Origin of the sequence: Sphaerotilus montanus, assembly GCF_013410775.1 — a bacterium.
Classification (GTDB): Bacteria; Pseudomonadota; Gammaproteobacteria; order Burkholderiales; family Burkholderiaceae_C; genus Sphaerotilus; species Sphaerotilus montanus.
Window position 1 is genome coordinate 1,017,715 of sequence record NZ_JACCFH010000001.1, and the last position, 19,487, is coordinate 1,037,201.

Here is a 19,487-nt window from a genome sequence, read left to right on the forward strand (position 1 = left end):
CCCGCCGATGCACCACGCCCACGCTCCTGTCGTCCTCGATGTCGCCGGTCTCACGCTCAACGACGACGACCGCCGCCGCCTGCAGCACCCGCTGGTCGGCGGCCTGATCCTGTTCAGCCGCAACTGGCAGGACCGCGCGCAGCTCACGCAGCTCGTCGCCGAGATCAAGGCGGTCCGCCCGGACGTGGTGGTCAGCGTGGACCACGAAGGCGGCCGGGTGCAGCGCTTCCGCACCGACGGTTTCACGCACCTGCCAGCGATGCGCACGCTGGGCGAGCGCTGGCTGAACGACGGCCGCCACGGGCCGGGCCACGGCGCGATGACCGCCTGCGACATGGCGACCGCGGCGGGCTACATCCTCGCGGCCGAGCTGCGTGCGTGCGGGGTCGATCTGAGCTTCACGCCGGTGCTCGACCTCGACCACGGCCGCAGCGGCGTGATCGGCAGCCGCGCCTTCCACCGCGATCCGCGGGTGGTCGGCACACTCGCCCGCAGCCTGATGCACGGCCTGCTGCAAGCCGGCATGGCCAACTGCGGCAAGCATTTCCCCGGCCACGGCTGGGCGGAAGCCGACAGCCACGTCGCGGTGCCCAAGGACGAACGCACGCTCACCGCCATCCTCGCGGACGACGCGCGGCCCTACGAATGGCTCTCGACCAGCCTGACCAGCGTGATGCCGGCGCACGTCATCTACCCGAAGGTGGACAAGCGCCCGGCCGGCTACTCGACGCGCTGGCTGAACGACATCCTGCGCGAGCGGCTTGGCTTCACGGGGGTGGTGTTCAGCGACGACCTGAGCATGGAAGGGGCGCGGCGCGTGCCGGGGGTGCAGAACGGCGCGGTGCTGAGCTACGCCGAAGCGGCGGTGCTGGCGCTGGCGGCGGGCTGCGACATGGTGCTGCTGTGCAACCAGTCGCTGGACGGCGGCAAGGCGGTGGACGACCTGCTCGACGGCTTGACCGCGGCACTGGAGCGCGGCGAGTGGCAGACCAGCCCCGACAGCGAGGAACGGCGCCTGGCGCTGCTGCCCCAGACGCCGCCGATCCCGTGGGATGACCTGATGCACCACGCGCCCTACCTGCGGGCGCTGGAGCGGCTGGGGAGCTGACCCGGCCGGGCCGCCCCCCACGCGGCCGTCAGGCCATCGACTGCTGGGCGGCCAGTTTCGCCGCCTGCGCGATCCAGTTCTCGCGGTAGACGCGGGAGCCGAAGTTGGGCAGGTGGTGCGCCACCCACGCCAGCTCGGCCGGCGACCAGCTCGCGATCTGCCAGAAGTAGCGCACACCCTGCGCGTGCAGCCAGCGCTCGTTGACCGGGCCGATGCCGTCGATGATCTTCAGGTCATCGGGGCGCTGGTGGTCGATCTCGACCGGCGCGGGCTGCTGCCCGGCACCGGCCTCCAGCACCAGCCGCTCCAGTTCGGCGCTGGTGATCGTCGCCGCGGCCGACACGGCCGGTCGCACGACCATGGGCACCTCCGGTGCCGGCGGCGCCGCCAGTTCGGCCATGCGGGCCTGGGCCGCCTGCTGCTGCTCACGCTCGGCCTGCAGGCGGGCGCTCAGCGTGGCGAGCTGCTCGTCGTTCTCGGCCAGCGTCAGGCGCAGGGCCTGCAGTTCAGCCTCCAGCTCCTGGGCACGGGACTGCGACTGCGCCAGCTCCTGCTGCAGGGCTTGCTCGCGCAGCTGGGTGGCCGACTGGCCGGCGGCCTGGGCGTCCCGCAGCTCCTGCGCCTGGCGTTCGGCGGCCTGCCATGCGGCGTCCTGATCGGCCAGCGTGGCCTGCATCTCGGCGAGCTGGCGGTCGCGCTGCGCCGCCTGATCGACCAGCGCGGCCTGCTGCCGTTCCAGCGCGGCCAGCGCATCCTGGTGCGACTGGCGGCTGTGCAGCGCCGCCGCCGCAGCGGCCGCCGCCGCCAGCACCGCGAGTTCCCGCTCCTGGGTCAGCTCGGACTCCAGCTCGGTCACGCGGGTGGCGCGCGCTGCCACATCGGCTTCCGAGGACACCACTTCCTGCCGGACCGACGCCAGCTGGGCTTCCAGCGCGGCGATCGTGTCAGCCTGCTGTCGGGCGGCCGCGGCGGCCTGTTCGGCGTCGTCGGCGGCAGCTTGCGCAGCGGCCTGGGCCGCCGCCTCCGCCTGCTGCACGGCCGCGTGTTCAGCCGCGAGTCGTGCCTGCAGATCGCGTTCGGTGGCGGCAGCAGCCTGGCGCGCGGCGTCCAGTTCGCCGAGCAGTTCCGCACCACGGCCGGTTTGGGTCGACAGCAGCGACTGGTGGTGGCTCAGGTCGCCTTGCAGCGCCTGGCGCTGGTCGCGCAGTGCGGCCAGTTCGGCTTCCAGCGAGGCGATGGCGTCCGCTTGCTGGCGGGCCGCGGCGGCGGCGCGCTCGGCCTCGTCGGCAGCTGCTTGCGCGGCGGCCTTGGCCGCGGCGTTCGCCTGCTGCGCTGCGGCGTGCTCGGCAGCCAGTCGGGCCTGCAGATCACTCTCGGTGGCAGCGGCGGCTTGACGCGCCGCCTCCAGTTCAGCGCGCAGGCGGGCCAGCGCCTCGTCGGCCTGCTGCTGGGCCGCGGCGGCCTGACGTGCGGCCTCGGCTTGTGCTTCTTGAGCGCTCACGGTCGCGCTGTGGGTGCCTTGCAGCGCCGTCAGCGCGGCGAGCAGTTCCACGCCGCGGCCGGTTTCGGTCGACAGCAGCGACTGGTGGTGGCCCAGGTCGCCCTGCAGCGCCTGACGCTGGTCGCGCAGTGCGGCCAGTTCGGCTTCCAGTGCGGCGATGGCGTCGGCTTGCTGGCGGGCCGCGGCGGCGGCGCGCTCGGCCTCGTCGGCAGCTGCTTGCGCGGCGGCCTTGGCCGCGGCGTCGGCCTGCTGCGCTGCGGCGTGCTCGGCAGCCAGTCGGGCCTGCAGATCACTCTCGGTGGCAGCGGCGGCTTGACGCGCCGCCTCCAGTTCAGCGCGCAGGCGGGCCAGCGCTTCGTCGGCCTGCTGCTGGGCCGCGGCGGCTTGCTCGGCGGCCTGACGTGCGGCCTCGGCTTGTGCTTCTTGAGCGCTCACGGTCGCGCTGTGGGTGCCTTGCAGCGCCGTCAGCGCGGCGAGCAGTTCCACGCCGCGGCCGGTTTCGGTCGACAGCAGCGACTGGTGGTGGCCCAGGTCGCCCTGCAGCGCCTGACGCTGGTCGCGCAGTGCGGCCAGTTCGGCTTCCAGTGCGGCGATGGCGTCGGCTTGCTGGCGGGCCGCGGCGGCGGCGCGCTCGGCCTCGTCGGCAGCTGCTTGCGCGGCGGCCTTGGCCGCGGCGTCGGCCTGCTGCTGTGCCGCCGCGGCCTGTTCTGCCGCTTGGCGTGCAGCCTCGGCTTGCGCTTCCTGGGCGCGCACGGTCGCGCTGTGGGTGTCTTGTAGCGCCGTCAGTTCGCCCTTCAGCGCCGCGAGTTCGTCCTGGTGGGACTGGCGAGCGGCCAGCGCCGCGGTGGCCGCGGCACCCGCAGCCAGCAGGGCGGCTGCGCGCTCATGGGTCAGCTCGGTCTCGGTGCGAGCGAGCGCCTGGCGAGCCGTATCGCGCTCGGACCGGGCCGTCAGCAGGGCTTCATAGGCCTCCCCGGCCACGTCGGCCTGGTTGGCCAGCGCCTTGGCGTGCGCCGCTTCCAGCGCCGCATGGCGGGTCTGCAGCTCGGCGAGCTGGTCGGACAGGTGCGCAGCGCGGCTGGTCTCCGTGTTGAGCAGCATGATGCGCGATTCATAGGCCGTCTGCAGCGCGTCCAGGCGCCCTTGCAGCGACTCGACCTCGGCACCCAGCCCCTGGCGCGCAGCGTGGTGTTCATCGACGCTGCTGCTCAGCGCCAGCGCGCGGGCGCTGGTCTGGCCGTGCTCGATGTCCAGCGCATCCAGACGGGCCTGCAGCGCCGCCTGCTCCGCGCCAGCGGTTTCGAGCGCCTGCGCATGCGCGGTGCGCTGCGCCGCGAGGGCAGCGTCGGCACGGGCACGGTCGTCGCGGTACTGGGTCTGCAGCGCAGCCAGCTCCGCGGCATGGCGGCGTTGCTGGCAGATGCGGTTCAGCAGAAGGCCGAGTCCGAGGCCGGCCAGGCAGGCCAGCAGGAGGTACAGCCACAACTGGCTCAACAGGTACATGGTGATCTCTCCGCAGTGTTTGCAGGTTCGGGTGTGGGTCGTCGGCGTGCCGCCGGAACTCAGGGCGCCTTGGACGCCAGGTGGAACTCGATGCGGCGGTTGCGCTCGTGGGCCTCGGGTGTCGTGCCCTGGTCCAGCAGGCGGTCCTCGCCAAAGCCCTGAGCCTGCAGCCGGCTGGTCGGCACACCGCGCTTGACCAGCGCATCGACGACGGCCTGCGCGCGGCGCTGCGACAGGCGCAGGTTCGCGGCGGCATCGCCCTGGGCATCGGTGTGGCCATCGACGCGCATGCGGGCCTGCGGGCAGCGCATGGACAACTGGTGCAGCGACTCCAGCAGGGGCACGCTGGACGGGTCCAGCTCGGCCGACGCCAGCTTGAAGCGGATCTGCCGGGCTTCCAGCACCTTGGCCATCGCCACCTGGCAGTCCGCGGCGGTCAGCGGACCGGAAGCCGCCACCGGCGGACGAGAGGCCGCGGCCACCACCGGTGCAGCGGCCGGCGCCGGCGCGGACACCTGCGGCAGCGTCAGCGCGGGCGAGGACTGGCCGTCTTCCAGCCGGGCGAACACGCCGGGCACCCCCATCATCGGCAGCAGCGTGACGCTGGCCGCCGCGTAGGCCGCCGCGCGCTGGGCGGGCGATGGCGCGTCACCGACGATGCGGCCGACCTCGTTGTCGATCTTCAGACTCGCCCACGGGAACCCCGCAGCACCGAGCACCTGGGCTGCGTCCGCTTCCGTGCGCTGGCGCACGGCGTCCGCCTTGGCATCTCCACGCCCGATCAGCATCCAGGCCAGCAGGGCCAGACCGGCCAGGCCCAGCATGGTGCAGACCGGGCAGCTCAACCATCGCCTCGACATCGCTTCTCCTCCTCGCCGTTCGAGCGATCACGGCCCACCCGGACCGGGTCACTGCACAGGCACCTGTGTTCGTAATGCCGAGTAATGTATCGGTACCTGTGACTTCTTTAACATCCTTTCGGAGAGGATCGGGGTAACCGATAAGCTTGGGTACTATGTAGAACCCAGCACCGCAGGCAGCACGCCGCGCAGCGCGTTGCACACCGCCAGCGCCTGCGCGCGTCCCAGATCGGCCGGCCAGAGCACGCGCTCGGACACCAGCCAGACCGGATCCACCATCAGCGCGGACCGCATCACCCCCGGCAGCACGCCAGCCGACAGCGGCGGCGTGGTCCAGCGCCCGTCCAGCCGGACCAGCAGCGTGCTGCGCCCCCCTTCGGTCAGCGCGCCGTCGGCGTTGACGAACAGCCGGTCGAAGGCCCCGACCGCTTCGGCGTCGCGCACGGCGGCGTCGTAGGCGGTGCGCAGGGACGTCTTGTGGCCCAGCAGCGCCGACTCCTGCAGGGGAACCCGGCCCGTCGGACCAAGCAGGCGCACCGGCCCTTCGGGCAAGGGCACCAGCGCCCCGCTGCGACAGGACACCCGCCCGTCACGGGACAGATCGACCCGCAGGCGGAACACCTGCGCCGGGTCCGCCGGGAAGGTCTGCAACACCTCGTCCACCGCGGCCTGCACCGCCGACGCCGAAGCGCTGAACCCGAGTGCCGCCGCGCTGCCCAGCAAGCGCGCCAGATGGGCCTCGAAGCGGCACACCCGCCGGCCCTCGACGCGCAGCGTCTCGAACAGCGTGAAGCCGGGGTCGGTGCGGGTCAGGAAGCGGACCTTGTGCCGGCACTCCGCGGCCTCCGACGCCGCCTCCGAGTCCAGCACGATGCCGCCGCCCACGCCCAGCGTCACCGCCCGCGTGCCGTCCCGCGGATCGCCGGCGCCCATCTCCAGCGTGCGGATCGCCACCGACAGGCAGAAATTGCCCATTGACCGGCCCGCGGCGCGGTCGGCGGCGTCCGGCGCATCCAGCCAGCCGATCGCGCCGGTGTAGAGGCCGCGGGGCGAGGATTCCAGCCGGCCGATGACCGACATCGTCTGGCGCTTGGGCGCGCCGGTGATCGAGCCGCAGGGGAACAGCGCCCGCAGCACCGCGGGGAACTCGGTGGCGGGCGGCAGATCGGCCTCGACGGTCGAGGTCATCTGGAACACCGTCCGGTACGGCTCGACCTGGAACAACTGCGGCACGCGCACGCTGCCCACCGTCGCCAGCCGGCCGAGGTCGTTGCGCAGCAGGTCGACGATCATCAGGTTCTCGGCGCGGTTCTTCACGTCGCGGGCCAGCCAGTCGGCGCTGGCCTGGTCGGCGGCCGGGTCAGCGTGGCGCGGCGCGGTGCCCTTCATCGGGCGGGTGACGAGGTGCCCCGCCTGGTGGCGCACGAACAGCTCCGGCGAGCACGACAGCACCCAGCGGTCCTGCGGCAAGGCGATCAGCGCGCCGAACGGCACCGGCTGCGCCGCCCGCAAGCGCCGGTACAGCGCCAGGGGTGAGCCGACGCTGCGGCCGCGCAGGCGCTGCGTGTGGTTGACCTGGTAGGTCTCGCCCGCGCGGATGCGGGCGTGGATCTCGTCGATCGCGGCGGTGTAGGTCGCCTCGTCATCGTCTGGCGTCAGGCCGAACACGCCGGCAGCCGAGGGAACCGGCGTGCCGTCCTGCTGCGCCAGCCAGGCATCCACCGCATCGCGTGTGAGCCGCGCGCAGTGCGCGAAACGCAGCAGCCGCAGGCTGCCGGGCGGCGCGGCCAGCCCGGCCAGGCGCACGCCCCATTCGTAGTCGGCCAGCAGCACCAGGTGCACGCCCTGCGCCAGATCGGCCGCGGCGGCCGACCAGACCGTGTCCAGCTCGGCCGGGTCCGCACAGCGGTGTTCCCCGAGCCAGCCGGTGTACAGCCGGCTCACCGCCCGGTCGGCAGGGGCGCTGGCATCGTCCAGCAGGGCGAAGACCGGAGCAGGCGAAGGAGCGGTCGAGAGCGGATCAAGCATGGTCGGACAGGCAGACGGACAGTGGCACAGGGTGCGGATGATGCGGTGCAAGCAAAAACGCCGCCGGGCACAAGGCCGGGCGGCGTTTTGTAGGGCGGAGTGCCGAAGCACCCCGCTGGCACGGGGAGCACGTTGGCCGATCAGGCCTCGGCGGACTCCGAGTTGGTGGTTTCGAACGGCAGTTGCAGTCCGGCCAGATCGCGGCGCGTCTCGACCAGGATCAGCGGGCCTTCATCGACCACGACCACCGGACGCGGCTCGCGCGGCTGGCGCACCGGGGCCGGCGTGCTGGCAATGGCGTCCTGCACGGCGCGGACCTTGTCGGTGTCGCTGTTGATCCACTCCAGTCCGGCGCTGCGGGCGACCGCGGCCAGCTCGTCGAGCTGCAGGACGTAGGCGGCGGGTGCCGCGACGACCGCAGCAGCGGCGGCGGGCGCCACCACTGCAGGCGCCTGGACCACGACCTCCGGAACCGCTTCGGCCACGGGAGCAGCCACCGGCTCGGCGACCTGGGCCACCGCGGGCGCCTCCGCCACCGGCGCAGCATCCGCCTCGACCGCATCGGTCACCACCGCAGCCGCAACGGCTGCTGCTGCGGCCACGACGGGGGCAGCGACCTCGGTGGCGACGGGTGCAACGTCGGCCTCGGCAGCCGCATCGGCCTGCGCCTCTTCGCGGTTGCGACCACCACGGCCACGGCGACGGCGGCGACCTTCCTCACGGCCCTCCTCGGTCGACTCGTCCGCACGCGCTTCGACACCAGCGGCAGCCTCGGCGGCCACCGGCTCGGCGGCGGGAGCCGCCTCGGTGCTCACCGCAGCGGCAACGTCACCCGCTTCGGCTTCGGCCTCGACACCGTTTTCACCCACGCGGGCTTCATCGCGGTCACGGCGACCACGGCCACCACGGCGGCGGCGGCGGCCTTCGCGCTCGGCCTGGGCCGCAGCGCTCTCGCCTTCCGGTGCCGGGGACGCGGTGTCCTCGAACCCGGGTTGCACGTCCTCGACGGCCAGCGCGGCCACTTCGGGCGCGGGGCGGCGCTCGCGCGGCGGGCGACCACCGCTCGGCAGTTCGGCGCCGGCCTCGGCCGGGCGGCGGTCCTGCGAACGGTCACCGCGTCCACCGCGGCCCCCTTCGGGGCGGGCCTCGGCCGGCGCACGTTCAGCCGGGCGTTCACCGTTGCGCTCGGCCGCTTCGGGCTTGGCGCGCTCACCACCACGCTCGCCACGGCGCCCGTCACGGCGATTGCCGTCGCGGCCACCCTCACGTCCACCTTCGCGGCCACCGCGGCGTTCGCCACGGCCGTCCGCCTTGTCAGCGGGCTTGTCGGTCTTCGCTTCCACCGGCGCTTCGACCACCGGAGCCACCGGCGCGGCCACCGGGGCGACCGGTGCCGGCGCCGGCGCAACGCCGAACAGACGCTTCATCCAGCCGAAGAAGCCGGTGCCGGCGGCCACGGCTTCCGGAGCAGGCGCAGGGGCCACCGGGGCAGGCGCGGCCACGGGGGCCGGTGCGGCAGCGACCGGAGCCGGTGCGGCTTCGGCCTTCGGTACAGCGACCGGAGCCGGCTGGTCAGGCAGCACGCCGCGGATCATCGGCGCCTGCTTGGGCTTGATGTTCTTCTCGCGGCGCGTGATGCCGACGTCCTCTTCCGGCTCTTCCACCATCGAGTAGCTCGATTGCAGATTCTCCAGACGCGGATCGTCGTGGCGCAGGCGCTCCAGCTTGTAGTTCGGCGTGTCGAGGTGCTTGTTCGGCACCAGCATCACCGTCACACGCTGCTTCATCTCGATCTTGGTGATCTCGGGGCGCTTCTCGTTCAGCAGGAAGCTGGCCACCTCGACCGGCACCTGGACGTGGACCGCCGCCGTGCCTTCCTTCATCGACTCTTCCTGGATGATGCGCAGCGTCTGCAGCGCGGAAGACTCGGTGTCGCGGATGTGGCCGGTGCCGTTGCAGCGCGGGCAGGTGATGTGGCTGCCCTCGGACAGCGCCGGGCGCAGGCGCTGGCGGCTCATCTCCAGCAGGCCGAACTTGCTGATGGTCGAGAACTGCACGCGGGCGCGGTCGTAGCGCAGCGCGTCGCGCAGGCGGGTCTCGACCTCGCGGCGGTTCTTCGACTCTTCCATGTCGATGAAGTCCACCACCAGCAGACCACCCAGGTCGCGCAGACGCGCCTGGCGGGCGATCTCGTCGGCGGCTTCGAGGTTGGTGCGGGTCGCAGTCTCCTCGATGTCACCGCCACGGGTGGCGCGGGCCGAGTTGACGTCGATCGACACCAGCGCTTCGGTGTGGTCGATCACGATCGCGCCGCCGGACGGCAGGTGCACCGTGCGGCTGAACGCGGTCTCGATCTGGTGCTCGATCTGGAAGCGGCTGAACAGCGGCGCGTCGTCGCGGTAGCGCTTCACGCGGTTGGCCGTCTCGGGCATGACATGCAGCATGAACTGCTTGGCCTGCTCGTAGATGTCGTCCGTGTCGATCAGGATCTCGCCGATGTCGGAGGTGAAGTAGTCGCGGATGGCGCGGATCACCAGCGACGATTCCTGGTAGATCAGGAAGGCGCCCTTGCCGCCCCGGGACGCGTCATCGATCGCGGTCCAGAGCTTGAGCATGTAGTTCAGGTCCCACTGCAGCTCGGGGGCGGTGCGTCCGATGCCGGCGGTGCGGGCGATCAGGCTCATGCCCTTCGGGTATTCGAGCTGTTCGAGGTTCTCCTTCAGCTCCTCGCGGTCCTCGCCCTCGATGCGGCGCGACACGCCACCACCCCGCGGGTTGTTGGGCATCAGCACGAGGTAGCGGCCGGCCAGCGAGACAAACGTCGTCAGGGCCGCGCCCTTGTTGCCGCGCTCTTCCTTCTCGACCTGGACCAGCAGTTCCTGGCCTTCGCGGATGGCGTCCTGGATGCGCGCCGAGCGCACGTCGGTGCCTTCGCGGAAGTAGCTGCGGGCGATTTCCTTGAAGGGGAGGAAGCCGTGGCGGTCTTCGCCGTAGTCGACGAAACAGGCTTCCAGCGAAGGCTCGACGCGGGTGACGACGGCCTTGTAGATGTTGCCCTTGCGCTGTTCGCGCCCTTCGATCTCGGTTTCGAAGTCGATCAGTTTCTGACCGTCAACGATGGCCAGGCGGCGCTCTTCGGGCTGCGTGGCATTGATCAGCATGCGTTTCATGCGTGTCTCTCCTCATGATTCATGTCTTCATGAGATGCACGAGACCGCGCCGCGGAGCCGGGAAGGAATCGCCCTGGACTGCGCGCAACGGACACCGGCAGATGCCGGCGCCCTCAGCAGCGCAGCGTTGGCGCGTGCGTCGACCGTGATGCCGGGGCAGGAAACGCAGTGTCGCCGTGGTGTCGGCCTCCGGGCCGGCAGGGCACGGGTCCGCCATCCGACGCACACGCGCTGGCGTGCGACTCCGACCGGGGACGACAGTCACCAGGGGTCGGGTCGGGAAGCGGAAACTCGAAATCGTTCATGCGACGGCGTCGGTGGTCGGACGCGGGCGACAGCCCCTTTCGGAAGCTGCCGCCGAAAACCTTGTGTCGGGGCTCTTTCAGCGTGGTCTCTTGCATGCTGCCGGTCCATCCGCACACTCACCTTGGGAGTGCACACCATGCGCCAGGCAACACGCTGCATCAGCGTCTGGACCCGGCCCGCACCCACCTCAGGTGTCGCGTGCCAGTCCGACCACCCTGCACCGGGGGCTGCTTCTCAGTGCCCGCTAAACTCAGGCAAATCAAACACTTACAGCGCAATCGTGGTCCAACGCATTATAGGGGCAAAGCCCAGCCGGCCCGGCTCCGGAAAAGCCGGCCCGAAACCAGCCACGCGCAAGCCTGTGAACGCGGGAGTACCCGTGCCTCGGCCACCCGTTCCGCCAGCGCCCGCACCTGCGGTCGCACCGGTCGCGCCGCAGGTGCGCCACCTGCTGGTCGATGACGACAGCGCCGGTCAGCGGCTCGACAACTTCCTGCTGCGCGAACTCAAGGGCGCACCCAAGACCCTCGTCTACCGGATCATCCGCAGCGGCGAGGTGCGCATCAACAAGGGCCGCGCCCATGCCGATTCGCGTGTCGAGGCCGGCGATGACGTGCGTGTGCCGCCGCTGCGCCTGAGCGAGCCGACGGTGTCGACCGCGCCGCCGCGCGAGTTCCCGGTCCGCTTCGAGGACGAGCACCTGCTGGTGATCGACAAGCCGGCGGGCGTGGCCGTGCACGGCGGCTCGGGCGTGAGCCACGGCGTGATCGAGCAGTTGCGCCGGGCGCGGCCGCAGGCGAAGTTCCTCGAACTGGTGCACCGGCTGGACCGCGAGACCTCGGGCCTGCTGCTGATCGCCAAGAAGCGCAGCGCCCTGACCGCCCTGCAGGACCAGTTCCGCCAGCGCGAGACCGGCAAGACCTACGCCGCGCTGGTGATCGGCGCCTGGCCGGCCGCGCGCAAGGTGGTCGATGTGGCGCTGCACAAGTACCTGGATGCCGCGGGCGAGCGCCGCGTGCGCGCGGTCGAGGCGGACCACCCGGACGGGCGCCGCTCGGTCTCGCTCGTGCGCATCGCGCAGACCTACGCGGACTGCACGCTGCTGGACGTGACCATCAAGACCGGCCGCACGCACCAGATCCGCGTCCACCTGCTGAACGAAGGCCATGCCATCGTCGGCGACGACAAGTACGGCGACTTCGCGCTCAACAAGGCGCTGGCCCGCGGCGACGCGCCGGCCGCGCCGGGCTGCCGCTTCGAGCGCATGTTCCTGCACGCCCGCCGTCTCGCCTTCGACCACCCCGCCACGGGCGAGCGCATCGAGCTGGAAGCGCCGCTGCCGCCCGAATGCACCGCCCTGCTGTCCCACCTGCGTCCCGCCGCTAAACCTGCCGCTGCTCCAGCCCCCGCGCCATGACCGACACCACCGCCTTCCGCCCGCGCCAGTACGACCTCATCGTCTTCGACTGGGACGGCACGCTCTATGACTCGACCGCGCTGATCGTGCGCGCCATCCAGGCCGCGTGCCGGGACCTGGGCGTGGCCGTGCCGAGCGACGAAGCGGCGTCCTACGTCATCGGCCTCGGGCTGCAGGATGCGCTGATGCACGCCGTCCCCGGCCTGAGCCCCGACCGCTACCCCGAACTCGGCCGCCGCTACCGCCAGCACTACTTCAAGGACCACGAGGACGTCACGCTCTTCAGTGGCGTGCCCGATCTGCTGGCCGATCTGCGCCAGCGCCAGCACTGGCTGGCCGTGGCCACCGGCAAGAACCGGCAGGGCCTGAACGACGCGCTGCGCCTGTCCGGTCTGGCCCCGCTGTTCGACGCCACCCGCACCGCCGACGAGACCCGCTCCAAGCCGCACCCGCAGATGCTGCACGAGCTGATGCGCGAGTTCGGCGTCGAGCCCGAGCGCACGCTGATGATCGGCGACACCACGCACGACCTGCAGCTCGCCGCCAACGCCGGCGCGCACAGCGTGGCCGTCACCTATGGCGCGCACGAGCACGCGCCGCTGCGGGAGCTGGGACCGCGGCATGTGGCGCATTCGGTGGCGGAACTGCGCGCGTGGCTCGGGACGCACGCATGAGCGACCAGGCCAGCGCCATCCCCCTGTGCGCCTCCGCCGACCTCGCCGACGGCGGCCGGGCCCATGTCTTCGACCTGCTCGAATACGGCCAGCCCGCGCGCGGCTTCGTGCTGCGCCACGGCGGAAAGGTGGTCGGCTATCTCAACCAGTGCGCCCACGTGCCGGCCGAGATGGACTGGAAGGAGGGGCAGTTCCTCGACGACAGCGGCCAGTGGATCCTCTGTTCCATCCACGGGGCGGCCTACGAGCCGGCCTCGGGCTACTGCGTGGGCGGGCCGTGCCGGGGCAAGCGGCTCAAGGCGCTGCGGGTGGACGAGCACGACGGACAGGTGTCTTGGTATCCTTCTGTCACCTTGACGCCGGCGTTCGGCGACTGAAGATTCCATGACCCAGCCAGACGACACTCCCTCCACAGCCCCCTCCGCTGCACCGGCCTCCACGCCCGCCACGCCGGTGGCCCCGGCCGCCTCCCGCGGCGCCTTCGACCACGTGATGGAGCAGTTCGCGCGCGACTACCTGCGCGACCGGCGCAGTTCGCGGCGCTGGAGCCTGTTCTTCCGGCTCGGCTGGCTGGGTCTGGGCCTGTTCGCGGCCTGGACGGTCTACAGCGAGAACCGGCACAACAGCGCCCCGACCGGACCGCACACCGCACTGGTCGATCTGCGCGGCGAGATCGCCTCGGGCGGCGAGGCCAGTGCCGAAGTGCTGCTGTCGGGCCTGAAGGACGCCTTCGAGGACGTCGGTGCCCAGGCCGTGGTGCTGCGCATCAACTCGCCTGGCGGCAGCCCGGTGCAGGCGGGCATCGTCTACGACGAACTGCGCCGCCTGAAGGAAAAGCACCACAAGAAGGTCTATGCGGTGGTCGAGGAAAGCGCGGCCTCGGGCGCGTACTACATCGCCGTCGCAGCCGACGAGATCTACGTCGACAAGGCCTCCATCGTCGGCTCGATCGGTGTGCTGATGGACGGCTTCGGCTTCGAGGAAGTCATGAAGAAGGTCGGTGTCGAACGCCGCCTGCTGACCGCCGGCAGCAACAAGGGGATGCTCGACCCGTTCTCGCCGCTCGACGAGAAGCAGCGTGGCTACGCCCAGACCATGCTCGACCAGATCCACCGCCAGTTCATCGACACGGTGAAGGAAGGCCGAGGCAAGCGCCTGAAGGAAACGCCGGAGACCTTCTCCGGCCTGTTCTGGAGCGGCGAGGAAGCCATCAAGATGGGGCTGGCCGACGGCATCGGCAACCTCGACTACGTCGCCCGCGAGGTGATCAAGGCCGAGGACATCATCGACTACACGACCAAGGAAAACGTCGCCGAGCGGCTGGCCAAGCGCTTCGGCGCGTCGCTGGGCGAAGGCGCCGTGCGGGCGCTGCGCGCGCTGCCGGCGGTGCATTGAGGGCGCGGCACGCTGCACAGGGTGCGCGCAGCCAGGCACGGCCCGCTCAGCCCACCAGCAGACCCCGCTGCTCGATGAACGACACCACCTCGGCCAGCCCGTCGCGGGTCTTGAGATTGGTCATGACAAACGCCCGATTTGGTCGCATGCGCACCGTATCGGTGCGCATGACATCCAGATTTGCCCCGACATGGGGCGCCAGGTCGGTCTTGTTGATCACGAACAGGTCGCTCTTGGTGATGCCGGGGCCGCCCTTGCGCGGGATCTTCTCGCCGGCAGCCACGTCGATGACGTAGATCGTCAGGTCGGACAACTCGGGGCTGAAGGTGGCGGCCAGGTTGTCACCGCCCGACTCGATGAAGACGATGTCGGCGTCCGGGAACTTCTCCAGCATCCGGTCGACGGCCTCGAGGTTGATCGAGGCGTCCTCGCGGATCGCCGTGTGCGGGCAGCCGCCGGTCTCCACGCCCATGATGCGCTCCGGGTCGAGCGCGCCGGCCACCGTCAGCAGGCGCTGGTCTTCCTTGGTGTAGATGTCGTTGGTGACGACCACCAGGTCCCAGCGATCGCGCATCGTCTTGCACAGCATCTCGACCAGCGTCGTCTTGCCGGAGCCGACCGGCCCGCCCACGCCGACGCGCAGCGGGGGCAGTTTCTTGGTGCGTCCGGGGATCGAATGGAGTGGGCTCATGGGGGCAGGTCTCGGTGTGTGGTTCGCGGTCTTCGAGGGTAGCAAGACGCGAACCAAATAATTCTTCAGAAAATGCTTGCTCGACCAGATGGTCATCTGCATAATAGCGGGCTGTTGGCGCTTTAGCTCAGTCGGTTAGAGCGATGGAATCATAATCCACAGGTCCGCGGTTCGAGTCCGTGAAGCGCCACCAAAATTCTGAAAAGCCCGTGCAATCGCTGCACGGGCTTTTTTCATGGCGCTGCCGGAACTCCGAACTCCGCCGCCGTGGCGCGCCTTATCGCGCGATGCACCGGGAACCCGCTGCCTAGACTGGCTGTCCATATTGCCGCCGACCGCGGCCCGACCCGCCACGTCATGGACGCCCTCCGCCCTGCCCCTGCTGCTGCCAGCCTCCGTCCGTCGTCGGGGCCCGGCATCGATGCGCACGGGACCCAGCGTCCGGCGGCACGGCATGGCGAAGTTCCTGTCCATGCAAGCGCCCAGGCACGACCACACGACCACCCGCCCCGTTCGACCGCCGCGCTGCGGCTGGCGCTGCCGACCCTGCTGCTGGCGCGCCAGGCCTTCGACCTGAACCGGCGCGACGCCGCCGCCTGCGTGCGCACCGCCGAGCTGCTGCTGGCCCGGCACCGCCCGACCGAGGTGCTCGACTGCCTGGACCTGCTCGATGCCAGCGTCGAGCGCAGCGCCGCCTGGCACCTGGCCCGGGCGACCGCCCTGTCCGCGCTGCGGGACGACCGGCAGGCGGTGTGCGACGCCAAGGCAGCGGTGGCCAAGGCAGGCCCGGATGCGGCCCTGCACCAGCGCGCCCTGCTGCAACTCGGCCAGGGCCTGACGCGGCGGCAGGAACACACCGAGGCCGCGTGGTGCCACCAGATGGCCCTCGACGCGCAGCCACAGGCCGCCGATGCCGCGCTCGCCGCCGCCTTCGGCCGTGCATCGGATCTGGACTGGGAGGCCCTGCCGGCCCACCTCGACCGCCTGCTGGCCGGCATGGCCCAGTCGCCCGCGGCGGCGCAGTGGCCGCTGGCGGTGCCGCTCGACCCGAGCCAGCTCATCCCCTTGCTGGACCACCCGCTGCTGCAGCGCTGGCTCGCCGCACTCGCCTGCCAGCAGCGCCATGGCCCCGGCGCCCCACGCGAGAAGCCGAAACCCGGTGCCCGCGACCACCGCCGCCAAGGAAAATGGCGCCTCGGCATCCTCGCTGGCGGGCGCGAACGATCCGGATCCGCGCTGGAGCCATCCGTGGCGGCGCTGTTCGAGGCCTTCGACTGGGCACAGGTCGCGCTGTACGTCTACTCGGATGCCCGGTCCGCCTCCCCACCCGCGCTCGCCGCTGCGCACTGGCACGACAGCCGCCACGCCAGCACCGACGACCTCGTCAGCGTCATCCGCGGCGACCGGATCGACCTGCTGCTGGACCTCACCGGCCCCGGCGACGACTCGCGTCTGGGCGTGCTCGCCCAGCGGCCGGCGCCAGTCCAGGTCGCCTGGCTGGGCCATGCCGGCACCACCGGCGCGCCCTGGGTCGACTACCTGATCGGCGATCCGGTCGTCACGCCGCTGGATGCACAGGCGCAGTTCAGCGAATGCATCGCCCAGCTGCCCGGATGCCACCGGCCAGCCGACCTGCCGCCGCCGGAGTCGCAGCCGCCCGCCCCGCCTCGCCGCGCCGACTGTGGCCTGCCCGACACCGCCCCGGTGCTCGCCAGCTTCAACCCGCCGGAGCGCATCACCGCCGAGCAGTTCCGGGCGTGGTGCCAGATCCTGTCGGCCGTGCCCGGCGCGGTGCTGTGGCTGCTGGCGCCAGCGGCCGATGCCCGGCGGCGGCTGCGCGCCAGCCTGGCCCGCGCCGGCATCGATCCGGTGCGGCTGGTCTTTGCACCCAGGGTCGCGCCACAGGCGCATCTGGCGCGTCTGCCGCTGGCCGACCTCGTGCTCGACTGCTTCCCCGGCAACGCCGAGACCGCGGCGCGGGACGCGCTCGGGACCGGCGTGCCAGTGCTGACCCGCCTCGGCCAGGGCTTCGCGGCGCGCTGCACCGCCAGCCTGCTGGCCGCGTTCCGGCTGCCCGCACTGGTGTGCGCGGACGCCGACCACTACGTCCGTACTGCCGTGCTCCTGCTGCGGGACGCCGACGCCATGGCACAGCTCAAGACCCGGCTCGCCGCCGTGCGGAGCCACGCGACGCACCTGGACGTCGCGCGCAGCGCACGCGATCTGGAACACCTGCTGGCCCGCATGGTCGCGCGCCACGACGCCGGACTGCCCCCCACCCCGCTGGCCGCCGAGCCGGCTCCCCGGAGAGACTGAATGCAACGCTACACCGTCGCTGCCGTCCTGATCGTGCGCGACGAGGCCCCGCGCCTGCGCCGCGCACTCGACAGCTTGCGCCCCTGGACCGACCGTCTGGTGGTGGTCGACACCGGCTCGCAGGACGACACCATCGCCGTCGCCCGTGCGGGGGGCGCGGAGGTGTCGCACGTCCGCTGGTGCGACGACTTCAGCCTCGCCCGCAACGCCGCACTGGAGCGGGCCGGCGCCGACTGGCACATCGTGCTCGACGGCGACGAATGGCTGGCCCGCGGCGGCGAGACCCTGGCCACGCTGCGCACGCTGCGGCCCGACTTCGTCGGCGCGGTGCGGGTGGACAGCGACCACGGACCGAAGGAGCACACCAGCGTCGCCTCCAGCTGGATCAGTCGCCTCCTGCCCGGCCACGTGCGCTACGCCGGCCGCATCCACGAGCAGCCGCAGCACACGCTGCCCGTGCGGCGTCTGCCGCTGCGGGTCGGACACGATGGCTATGCCGCCGTCGCGCTGGACCGCAAGGCCGGCCGCAACGCCGTGCTGCTGCAACGCTCGATCGACGAGCACCCGGGCGATCCCTACCTCTGGTACCAGCTCGGCAAGGACCACGATGTCTACGGCCGCCACGCCGAGGCGCTGCACTGCTTCGCGCAGGCGGAGGGGCTGCTGTCAGAACAGGCCAGCACGCCGAGCTGGCTGCACGACCTCAGCGTGCGCAGCCTGCACGCGCTCAAGTGCTGCGGCCGCCACGCCGACGGCGTGCAGCGCGCCTCGGACGGCATGGCGCGCTGGGAGCGCTCCCCCGATTTCTTCTTCGCGCTGGGCGACCTGATGCTCGACTGGGCCGCCAGCGAACCAGCCCGTGCAGGCGAGCTGCTGCCCATGATCGAAGGCGCCTGGCAGCGCTGCCTGGAGATCGGAGAGCGGCCCGATCTGGAAGGCGCCGTCCACGGCCGTGGCAGCCATCTCGCCACGCACAACCTGGGGGTGCTGCGCGCATGCAGTACCGCCTTGATTCCCGCCAAGACTGACACATGACCATGTCCACAGACACACAATCCCTCCCTGCCCTGCACGCCAACGACCGCTCCCTGCTGGTCACCATCACGCTGATCCTGGCGGGCACCCTGGCCTATGGCATCGGCAACGGCACCACCATGCTGCCCCTGGTGGCCGGTGGTCTCATCCTGTCGCTGTCCTGGGCGGTGGCCTGGACCTCACGCTCGGGCATCGCCAGCCGCATCGGGCTGCCCATGCTGGGCATGGCCATGGTGGCGCTGCTGATCCACGTGGCACGGGGCCGCCCCGAGGCCCATTTCGCGGTGTTCGCCTTCCTGGCGGTGACGGTGGTCTACCGGCACTGGCTGCCGGTGCTGTCGGCCGCGGCCACGATCGCCGTGCACCACCTGTCGTTCAACTACTTCCAGGCCTGGGGCTGGGGCCCGGTGTGCTTCACCGAGCCCAGCCTGACCCGCGTCATCGAGCACGCCCTGTACGTGGTCGCGGAAGCCGGCATCCTGGTCATGCTCGCGCAGCGGGCACGCGCCGACTTCCGCACGGCGGAGCGTCTGGTCGACATCACGCACGCGCTGCTCGACACGCAAGGCCGGATCGACCTGCGGGTCTCGCGGCAGACATCGAGCGACCCGGCCTCCGGCACGCTGCTCGAAGCACTCCGGGGCATCGAGCGCGCCATCCTGCTGGTGCGGACCAGCGCCACCCAGGTGGGCTCCGCCTCGCAGGAAATCGCCAGCGGCAACACCGACCTGTCGCGCCGCACCGAGATGACCGCCAGCCACCTGCAGGCCACGGCCAGCGCGATGGAGCAGCTGACCAGCACGGTCCAGCAGACCTCGCTCGGCGCTCAGGCAGCCAGCACGCTCGCCAGCGCCGCCTGCGAGGTGGCGCAGCGGGGTGGCCAGGTGGTGACCCAGGTCATCACCACCATGCACGACATCGATGCCAGCTCGAAAAAGATCGTCGACATCATCGGCGTCATCAACGGCATCGCCTTCCAGACCAACATCCTGGCGCTCAACGCCGCGGTCGAAGCCGCCCGTGCCGGCGAGCAGGGGCGCGGATTTGCCGTGGTCGCGGGAGAGGTCCGCAACCTGGCCCAGCGCAGTGCCACCGCGGCCACCGAGATTCACCAGCTGATCAGCAGCAGCGTGGACAAGGTCGCCTCGGGCACACGCCTGGTCAATGAAGCAGGCACGACCATGGCCGAGATCGTCGCCAGCGTGCAGCGCGTGCAGGAGACGATCCGGGACATCAGCACCGCCTCCAGCGAGCAGAGCGTCGGCATCAGCAGCATCCACAGCTCCGTGCATGAACTCGACACCATGACGCAGCAGAACGCCGCGCTGGTCGAGCAGAGCGCCGCCGCCGCCACCAGCCTCGGCGAGGAAGCGCGCCATCTGCTGCAAGCCGTGGACGTGTTCCATCTGGACAGCGCGCCCCAGCCAGCCTGAAGTGAAAGTAGCCTGATTTGGTCACCCTGATCAGCCTGATCCCCGGGGCG

General features: G+C 71.4%; 13 protein-coding genes and 1 tRNA gene. 9 read left to right on the top strand and 5 right to left on the bottom strand.

The features are described from left to right. The first annotated feature begins 7 nt into the window (after nt 1-7). On the top strand, nt 8-1,108 hold the full coding sequence (nagZ, locus tag BDD16_RS04515) for a beta-N-acetylhexosaminidase (protein WP_179632846.1): 1,101 nt from the start codon (nt 8-10) through the stop codon (nt 1,106-1,108). Nucleotides 1,109-1,136: 28 nt separating this feature from the next. Here nagZ and BDD16_RS04520 read toward each other — a convergent pair whose 3' ends face one another. From BDD16_RS04520 to BDD16_RS04535, 4 genes are all read right to left on the bottom strand, one after another. Continuing rightward, nucleotides 1,137-4,112 carry a hypothetical protein gene (locus tag BDD16_RS04520; protein WP_179632847.1) on the bottom strand — a complete coding sequence of 992 codons (2,976 nt, stop codon included), beginning with the start codon at nt 4,110-4,112 and terminating at the stop codon, nt 1,137-1,139. A 59-nt stretch (nt 4,113-4,171) separates the two neighbouring features. Beyond that, complete coding sequence (locus tag BDD16_RS04525) at nt 4,172-4,972, bottom strand: OmpA family protein (RefSeq protein WP_179632848.1); 801 nt, start codon at nt 4,970-4,972, stop codon at nt 4,172-4,174. 153 nt (nt 4,973-5,125) lie between these two features. Continuing rightward, a complete protein-coding gene (pabB, locus tag BDD16_RS04530) occupies nt 5,126-7,000 on the bottom strand; it encodes an aminodeoxychorismate synthase component I (RefSeq protein WP_179632849.1) in 1,875 nt (624 codons plus the stop codon). Nucleotides 7,001-7,140: 140 nt separating this feature from the next. Continuing rightward, nucleotides 7,141-10,170 (bottom strand): Rne/Rng family ribonuclease, encoded by a 3,030-nt coding sequence (locus BDD16_RS04535; RefSeq protein WP_179632850.1) that lies wholly within the window; start codon nt 10,168-10,170, stop codon nt 7,141-7,143. 745 nt (nt 10,171-10,915) lie between these two features. On the opposite strand from BDD16_RS04535, the gene BDD16_RS04540 reads away from it, so the two are divergent. The 4 genes from BDD16_RS04540 to BDD16_RS04555 are packed head-to-tail and all read left to right on the top strand — an operon-like array spanning nt 10,916 to nt 13,962. Further along, nucleotides 10,916-11,893 (top strand): RluA family pseudouridine synthase, encoded by a 978-nt coding sequence (locus tag BDD16_RS04540; RefSeq protein ID WP_179635995.1) that lies wholly within the window; start codon nt 10,916-10,918, stop codon nt 11,891-11,893. After that, entirely contained in the window at nt 11,890-12,567 is a 678-nt protein-coding gene (locus BDD16_RS04545; RefSeq protein WP_179632851.1) for an HAD family hydrolase, read from the top strand. The genes BDD16_RS04540 and BDD16_RS04545 overlap by 4 nt, the downstream gene beginning before the upstream one ends. Next, nucleotides 12,546-12,944, top strand: coding sequence for a Rieske (2Fe-2S) protein (locus tag BDD16_RS04550; RefSeq protein WP_375139062.1), 399 nt, complete (start codon nt 12,546-12,548; stop codon nt 12,942-12,944). Before BDD16_RS04545 ends, BDD16_RS04550 begins: the two co-directional genes overlap by 22 nt. Before the next feature lie 7 nt (nt 12,945-12,951). Continuing rightward, nucleotides 12,952-13,962 (top strand): S49 family peptidase, encoded by a 1,011-nt coding sequence (locus BDD16_RS04555; protein ID WP_179632852.1) that lies wholly within the window; start codon nt 12,952-12,954, stop codon nt 13,960-13,962. Nucleotides 13,963-14,008: 46 nt separating this feature from the next. On the opposite strand, the gene ureG is transcribed toward BDD16_RS04555, so the two are convergent. After that, nucleotides 14,009-14,653 carry an urease accessory protein UreG gene (ureG, locus tag BDD16_RS04560; protein WP_179632853.1) on the bottom strand — a complete coding sequence of 215 codons (645 nt, stop codon included), beginning with the start codon at nt 14,651-14,653 and terminating at the stop codon, nt 14,009-14,011. Between the two features lie 116 nt (nt 14,654-14,769). Between ureG and BDD16_RS04565 the strand changes: the two genes are divergently transcribed. The 4 genes from BDD16_RS04565 to BDD16_RS23255 all read left to right on the top strand — a co-directional run bounded on the left by BDD16_RS04565 (nt 14,770) and on the right by BDD16_RS23255 (nt 19,437). Next, a tRNA-Met gene (locus tag BDD16_RS04565) sits at nt 14,770-14,846 on the top strand. Nucleotides 14,847-15,010: 164 nt separating this feature from the next. After that, the gene (locus BDD16_RS04570; protein ID WP_179632854.1) at nt 15,011-16,969 is read left to right on the top strand and encodes an O-linked N-acetylglucosamine transferase, SPINDLY family protein; all 1,959 of its coding nucleotides are present in this window, start codon (nt 15,011-15,013) and stop codon (nt 16,967-16,969) included. Beyond that, nucleotides 16,970-18,004, top strand: a complete 1,035-nt coding sequence (locus tag BDD16_RS04575) for a glycosyltransferase (RefSeq protein ID WP_179632855.1) — start codon at nt 16,970-16,972, stop codon at nt 18,002-18,004. After that, a complete protein-coding gene (locus BDD16_RS23255; RefSeq protein WP_218897688.1) occupies nt 18,001-19,437 on the top strand; it encodes a methyl-accepting chemotaxis protein in 1,437 nt (478 codons plus the stop codon). The genes BDD16_RS04575 and BDD16_RS23255 overlap by 4 nt, the downstream gene beginning before the upstream one ends. Nucleotides 19,438-19,487 lie beyond the last annotated feature (50 nt).

Excerpts from the sequence above, each read along its gene's own strand:
- BDD16_RS04520 (WP_179632847.1), bottom strand. The coding sequence starts at position 4,112 with ATGTACCTGTTGAGCCAGTTGTGGCTGTACCTCCTGCTGGCCTGCCTG.
- pabB (WP_179632849.1), bottom strand. The coding sequence starts at position 7,000 with ATGCTTGATCCGCTCTCGACCGCTCCTTCGCCTGCTCCGGTCTTCGCC.
- BDD16_RS04535 (WP_179632850.1), bottom strand. The coding sequence starts at position 10,170 with ATGAAACGCATGCTGATCAATGCCACGCAGCCCGAAGAGCGCCGCCTG.
- BDD16_RS04525 (WP_179632848.1), bottom strand. The coding sequence starts at position 4,972 with ATGTCGAGGCGATGGTTGAGCTGCCCGGTCTGCACCATGCTGGGCCTG.
- BDD16_RS04545 (WP_179632851.1), top strand. The coding sequence starts at position 11,890 with ATGACCGACACCACCGCCTTCCGCCCGCGCCAGTACGACCTCATCGTC.
- BDD16_RS23255 (WP_218897688.1), top strand. The coding sequence starts at position 18,001 with ATGACCATGTCCACAGACACACAATCCCTCCCTGCCCTGCACGCCAAC.
- BDD16_RS04575 (WP_179632855.1), top strand. The coding sequence starts at position 16,970 with ATGCAACGCTACACCGTCGCTGCCGTCCTGATCGTGCGCGACGAGGCC.
- BDD16_RS04570 (WP_179632854.1), top strand. The coding sequence starts at position 15,011 with ATGGACGCCCTCCGCCCTGCCCCTGCTGCTGCCAGCCTCCGTCCGTCG.
- nagZ (WP_179632846.1), top strand. The coding sequence starts at position 8 with ATGCACCACGCCCACGCTCCTGTCGTCCTCGATGTCGCCGGTCTCACG.
- ureG (WP_179632853.1), bottom strand. The coding sequence starts at position 14,653 with ATGAGCCCACTCCATTCGATCCCCGGACGCACCAAGAAACTGCCCCCG.
- BDD16_RS04555 (WP_179632852.1), top strand. The coding sequence starts at position 12,952 with ATGACCCAGCCAGACGACACTCCCTCCACAGCCCCCTCCGCTGCACCG.